Source organism: Microcystis sp. M53598_WE2 (assembly GCF_030067735.1).
Taxonomy (GTDB): domain Bacteria; phylum Cyanobacteriota; class Cyanobacteriia; order Cyanobacteriales; family Microcystaceae; genus Microcystis; species Microcystis aeruginosa.
This window is the reverse complement of the sequence record NZ_JASJFE010000741.1, coordinates 1-6,072: the sequence shown is the minus strand read 5'-3', so window position 1 is coordinate 6,072 and position 6,072 is coordinate 1. Positions and strand designations below refer to the sequence as shown.

4 protein-coding genes are annotated in these 6,072 nt (G+C 45.9%); 3 read left to right on the top strand and 1 reads right to left on the bottom strand.

The annotated features are described in order from the left end of the window. Positions 1-124: 124 nt before the first annotated feature. Positions 125-2,500: an ATP-binding response regulator gene (locus PX636_RS15100; RefSeq protein WP_288117711.1), complete on the bottom strand. Its 2,376-nt coding sequence runs from the start codon at positions 2,498-2,500 to the stop codon at positions 125-127. Between the two features lie 276 nt (positions 2,501-2,776). Here PX636_RS15100 and PX636_RS15095 point away from each other — a divergent pair, with 276 nt between their 5' ends. The 3 genes from PX636_RS15095 to kaiC all read left to right on the top strand — a co-directional run bounded on the left by PX636_RS15095 (position 2,777) and on the right by kaiC (position 5,833). Further along, positions 2,777-3,706: a circadian clock protein KaiA gene (locus PX636_RS15095; RefSeq protein ID WP_288117710.1), complete on the top strand. Its 930-nt coding sequence runs from the start codon at positions 2,777-2,779 to the stop codon at positions 3,704-3,706. A gap of 56 nt (positions 3,707-3,762) precedes the next feature. Then, on the top strand, positions 3,763-4,077 hold the full coding sequence (gene kaiB, locus PX636_RS15090) for a circadian clock protein KaiB (protein WP_002733742.1): 315 nt from the start codon (positions 3,763-3,765) through the stop codon (positions 4,075-4,077). Positions 4,078-4,270: 193 nt separating this feature from the next. Further along, complete coding sequence (gene kaiC / locus PX636_RS15085; RefSeq protein WP_002760201.1) at positions 4,271-5,833, top strand: circadian clock protein KaiC; 1,563 nt, start codon at positions 4,271-4,273, stop codon at positions 5,831-5,833. Positions 5,834-6,072 lie beyond the last annotated feature (239 nt).

The window sequence follows — 6,072 nt, the reverse complement described above, 5'->3', positions numbered from 1 at the left end:
TTAACAGGTCAAAAGCCTTATTTTAAAAGGGTTTTACCATTATTCAGCAAACCCTAACTATCATTGGCTAACTTACGATCGATTGTTATCAGCTTTTCAAAACAGGATTTGGTATCGATCCCCTTTACCCCTCTTTGTGGCGAGAAAAAGCCAGATCAGCAGTCTCGATCACCTTTAATAGCTGTTCGATGCGGTTTTCCGTCGGGGGGGCCAAACAGGGAAAAACGGCTAAACCGGGGATTTGATTGGCCACCTCGGTGACAGCCACATCAAGGGTGACTAGGGGTAAATTAGCGAGGGTTTGCGACTCGCTCAAGGTTTGCAGATAAGAGTATAAATCTTCTGCGATCGAACTATCGATTAAGATAGCGTCCACCTCCCAGACACCAGCTAAAAGTTCCGCCTGTTCGCAACTATCGGCCTCAATAAAACGATAATTCTCCCGAACTAATTGATTATTCCAAATCCAGCTAAAGGAAGATAAATCGGAGAAATTGGGGGCATAATGGCCGTGTAAACGCAGCAGAGTCGGAGCAGTGCGCCGTTTGCGGCTAGGAATGGGGGAAACGGTCAGATTCAGGCAAGCTTGCAGCGCTGCCGATGTGATCGGCGGAACCAGAAAACTATCGGCCCCTTGCTGTTGACTGCGGTTGCGCTCAGAATCGGCAGCGGTGACAATAACTTTTATATCTTTGGTTTGGGGATGGGATTTCAGCAGCGTTAACACATCCCAACCGGACAACAGGGGTAGATTGGGATTGAGAAAAACACAACGGGGTTTTAACTGACGGGCTTTTTCGATCGCCTCAGTGCCGCTACGAGCGATAATCGCTTTTAATCCCAATTCACTCAAGCGATCGACAAACTGTTCGATCACTTGGGGATTAGCTTCCACCACTAACACCAGACGCTGGGGAGTGGCGGACTCCTGATCGGCAGCTTGGGGATGAACCGGCAGCAGTAAAGTGAATTGACTGCCTTCCCGGTCCTTGGAGACAAAGGATAGATCGCCACCGTGACAGCGCGCTAATTTTTGGCTGAGGAGTAAACCTAAACCTGCACCCTCAAATTGACGGGTGAAAGGACTTTCTAGCTGTTGGAATTTCTGAAAAATCAGATGCTGGGATTCTTCCGGAATACCGATCCCCGTATCCCAGACGGTAAAAGCCAGCCAATTTTCCCAACGATTGACTTTAATGCCGAAATTACCGCCATCAATGGTGAATTTAACCGCATTATCTAACAAATTCACTAACATCTGTTGTAAACGGGCTTCATCGGCCAGGGCATAATCTAACCCTGATTCAATGTCAAGACGATAGCTGCCGGGGAGATCGAGACGTTGGGGATACTTATCGACGATGATATCGTACACCCGTTGACAGAGGCGATCGATTTTGACTCTAGTGAAAGTTAATTTTAGTTGTCCTGTCTCCAGGCGGGTTAAATCGAGGAGATCATTGACCAAAGCCATCAACTGGCGACCGCTGCGATAGATTAAATCGGCATATTTCGACTGTCGGGGGTTAAGTTCACCGATTTTTTCTTCCCGCAGCAGATTGGAGAGACCGATCACGGCGGTGAGGGGCGATTTAAACTCATGGCTGACACAGGCGAGAAATTCATCCTTAAGACGATTTAAATGGACTAAATCGGCATTTTTAACCGCTAATTCCTGACAATATTGCTGTTGTTCCGTGATATCGGTGGCCAACAGTAACCACAGTCCCGAAGTTTTCTCGATCAAGGGATAATTATCCGCCCAATTTAACGGCACGGACAACAGTCGCCAAGTCTTGGCTAAACCCGATGTCACCGTTTCTAGACGCTGGGGAAACAGGGGGTGGGTGGGGGATGGGAGGGTTAAGGGGTCATTAACCAAAGCAAAGGGAAAGTTATCGATATTAGCGGGGAAAGCCGCCCCGATTTGTTGACACCAAGCCTGATTTTGGTATAAAATTCCCGCTTCTGGACTGTAGAGCAGCAGCGGCAGCGGTAATTGTTCCAGAAATTCCAGAGGACGATCGCTGCGGGGGAGGGAATTGCGATCGCTGATGCGGGGCTGCGGGGGAGGATCATCGAGAATCGAGTACCCGAGACAAAATTGGAGAAGTTTGCCCGTGTCTAAGCGTCCTAACAGTTTGCCCTGAGCATCCACTAAAATGGGGACGAAGGCGAGCGCTTCTCCCGTCAGGGTTGCCAGAAACTCACTTACGGCCATGCGAGCGTTAAGAGGGATAATCGGACGCAGCCAACCGCTCAGATCCAGGCAGCTGGAGGAGGGGTTTTTGGTTTCGGGGTGCTGTTGTTGATAGAGGAGGTAAGCAATCAGGGTTTGACTCTCAATCAGTCCTAGGGGACAATACCGCTCATCCACCACCACGATCGCTTCTGGATTGCCCGTATTAATTAAATCGCAAAGACTTGCCCGGTCAATAATTAATTCACAGGCAGTGACGGATTGATTAAAGTGATGGAGGCTGAGGGTAACGCTAGGCATGGGGATAATTGGGTGGGCGGTGGCGGTAACTTTAGGGCATAATTAACAAACTGATGGCCAAACTATTAGTAGTCCTAGAACTTGAATCTACCTTGATTATGACGCTCGCTCATCTAGACGACCTCCCCATTGATTACAATTAACTACAATACCCACTGCCAAAAAGCAAAGTTAACTTTAACTTCCCCGATCTGATGGCGAGGGGGTTGTCTTCTCAACAGAGAAAGCCTAACCTATAGTTTGTTATTTTCTATCTACCTTGCGGGTGAGAAAACGTTGCCTCCGAGACTGACTATTTATGCTTTTGTCCCAACGGACCCACCCTTGACGGGAGTGAGTTCACCTCCGGGGCTGGTTAATTCTTTGACGGCTTTATTGGCTAATGAACGCTATCATCTAACCCTAGGGTCGTCTTCTAGCGAATTACTGGCTAATATCGAGGCACAGAAGGAAAAAATCGATTGTTTGCTGGTGGTCTTTCATCCTTCCCTACAGCCGACTTTTAATCAACTCTACGAAGGGGGGATTTTACTGCCAGTAGTGATCATTGTCGCTGACAAGAACATCACTGCCGAGACGAATGACTCTCCCACCTGTCTCTATCATAGTGCCGAATTACAAATTACCGTCAAGGAATTAGACAGCATCACCTCGGTAATCGACCAAGCGATCGCTCGATTTCTCCATTTAGCTCCTAATTGCTCTTTTTCCGAACCTACCACGATTGTTAACCAACCAAATCCCGTGGAAAATAATCACAGTTTTCTCCTCCTACAACAGCGCCGTTTAGCGGAAAAATTAAAAGAAAGACTCGGCTATTTAGGTGTTTACTACAAACGCAACCCGCAGCTATTCTATCGCAATCTTGCCCCGGAGGAAAAAAAAGAATTACTACGGGAAGTAAGAAGAGATTATCGGGAGATTATTTTAAATTACTTCCAACAGGATTATCCGATTAATCAAGCGATCGATGAGTTGGTTAATAATGTCTTTTTTACCGATCTCTCAGTGTCGCAAATTCTGGAAGTTCACATGGAGTTAATGGATGAATTTTCCCAACAGTTAAAATTAGAAGGCAGAAGTGAGGAAATTCTCCTAGATTATCGTCTCGCTCTCATTGATATCCTTGCTCACTTGGGGGAAATGTATCGTCGTTCCATACCTCGCGAGGATATCCCTTATGATTTATTATTGGGAATAGACTAAAATATCCCCAATAAATAACAATGAACTCATATCCCCAGCCCCTTTGATCCTAACCTATGAGCGTCTTTAAAAAAACCTATGTTTTAAAACTGTACGTCGCTGGGAACACCCCCAACTCCGTGCGCGCCTTGAAAACCCTGAAAAATATCCTAGAAGAGGAATTTCAGGGAGTGTATGCGCTCAAGGTGATTGACGTGCTGAAAAACCCGCAACTAGCGGAGGAAGACAAGATTCTCGCTACTCCTACCCTCGCGAAAGTCCTCCCTCCCCCGGTGCGGAAAATTATCGGTGATTTGTCCGATCGAGAGAAGGTTCTGATCGGTTTAGACTTACTGTACGAGGAAATTCGTGAACGAGAAAATGATAGCTAGGCCTTCGGCAATAGGTGATTAGACGGGTTATATTTATTGAAGGAGAAATGATCGGGGCGTAATCTAGTACGTTTATGGGAAAGTCAAGAGTCAAGGGACATCAAGATGGTATAAAGTATCTAGTCAGGCCTGATATGTTTCTGTGGAAAAATTAGATAAAAATCCTACTCTTTAAATATTCGCTGGATAAATAATGACTCAATCTAACTCTAATAGCCAATTGAATCCACCGATTAAACCGAAAGGTGTTCGCAAAATTAGAACCCTAATTGAAGGTTTTGATGAGATCACTCACGGTGGTTTACCCATGGGGCGAACTACCTTAGTTAGTGGCACTTCTGGCACGGGAAAAACCCTGCTTGCTGTGCAATTTCTCTACCACGGGATCAAGTATTTTGACTATCCGGGACTGTTTGTTACTTTTGAAGAATCTCCCACCGATATTATCCAAAATGCCTATAGTTTTGGTTGGGATTTAGAAGAATTAATTGACCAGGGTAAGTTATTTATTCTCGATGCTTCTCCGGATCCGGAAGGTCAAGAGGTGGTGGGTAGTTTTGATCTTTCGGCCCTGATCGAGCGCATTCAATACGCAATTACCAAATATAAAGCAAAACTGGTATCAATTGACTCTGTAACTGCTGTTTTTCAGCAGTACGAAGCGGTGTCAGTGGTGCGGCGGGAAATTTTTCGGCTCGTGGCCCGGTTAAAATTATTAGGAGTGACTTCAATTATGACCACGGAACGTATCGAAGAATACGGAGCGGTGGCCCGTTTTGGTGTAGAGGAATTTGTCTCTGATAATGTGGTAATTATGCGGAACGTCCTAGAGGGAGAAAGGCGACGCAGAACGGCGGAAATCCTCAAATTACGGGGAACAACCCACATGAAGGGGGAATATCCCTTTACTATCACCAATGATGGCATTAATATCTTCCCCCTCGGTGCGATGCGTTTAACTCAGCGCTCCTCTAATGTCCGCATTTCTTCGGGAGTAAAAACCCTCGATGATATGTGTGGGGGCGGTTTTTTCAAGGATTCGATTATTTTGGCTACAGGAGCAACAGGTACGGGTAAAACTCTCTTAGTCAGTAAATTTCTGGAAGAAGGCTGTCGGCGCGGTGAGCGGGCGATTTTGTTCGCTTATGAAGAATCTCGCGCCCAATTGTCCCGAAATGCTTCTTCTTGGGGGATCGATTTTGAGGAGATGGAACGCAAGGGATTATTAAAATTATTGTGTTCTTACCCCGAATCGGCGGGATTAGAAGACCATTTACAGATGATTAAGTCGGAAATCTCGGAATTTAAACCCTCCCGTATTGCCATCGATTCTCTATCGGCACTCGCGCGCGGGGTGACAAATAATGCTTTTCGGCAATTTGTGATCGGGGTGACAGGATACGCCAAACAGGAGGAAATTACGGGATTTTTCACCAATACCACCGACCAATTCATGGGAGCGCACTCGATCACCGAATCCCATATTTCTACGATTACCGACACGATTTTAATGTTGCAGTATGTGGAAATTCGCGGCGAAATGTCGCGAGCGATTAACGTCTTTAAGATGCGCGGTTCTTGGCACGATAAAGGGATTCGTGAATATACTATCAGTCAGGATGGGGCGGATATCAAGGATTCTTTCCGCAATTACGAGCGGATTATTAGTGGTTCCCCGACTAAAATTAGCGTCGATGAAAAGAGTGAATTATCGCGGATTGTTCGCAATGTGCGCGAAAAATTACAGGATGAATAATCGGCAGTTGACTGATTTATAGCAGTTATCTTAATGGTGAGGTACGAAGTTTTCCTTTTGGGGAGTCAAGAGTCGATACCAAATTGGGTTACACTTCATCTTTGCTAGAAACGCTGTAAGTTCGGGTTTTATCATAACCTCTTTTTAAAAACTGTGCTTTCTAGATTTTTTGTCCTAAATCCAGACTTTTGGGGGGTAGAACCCCCCAAACCCCGGAGCGCATTAGTTTTTCGGTGGGA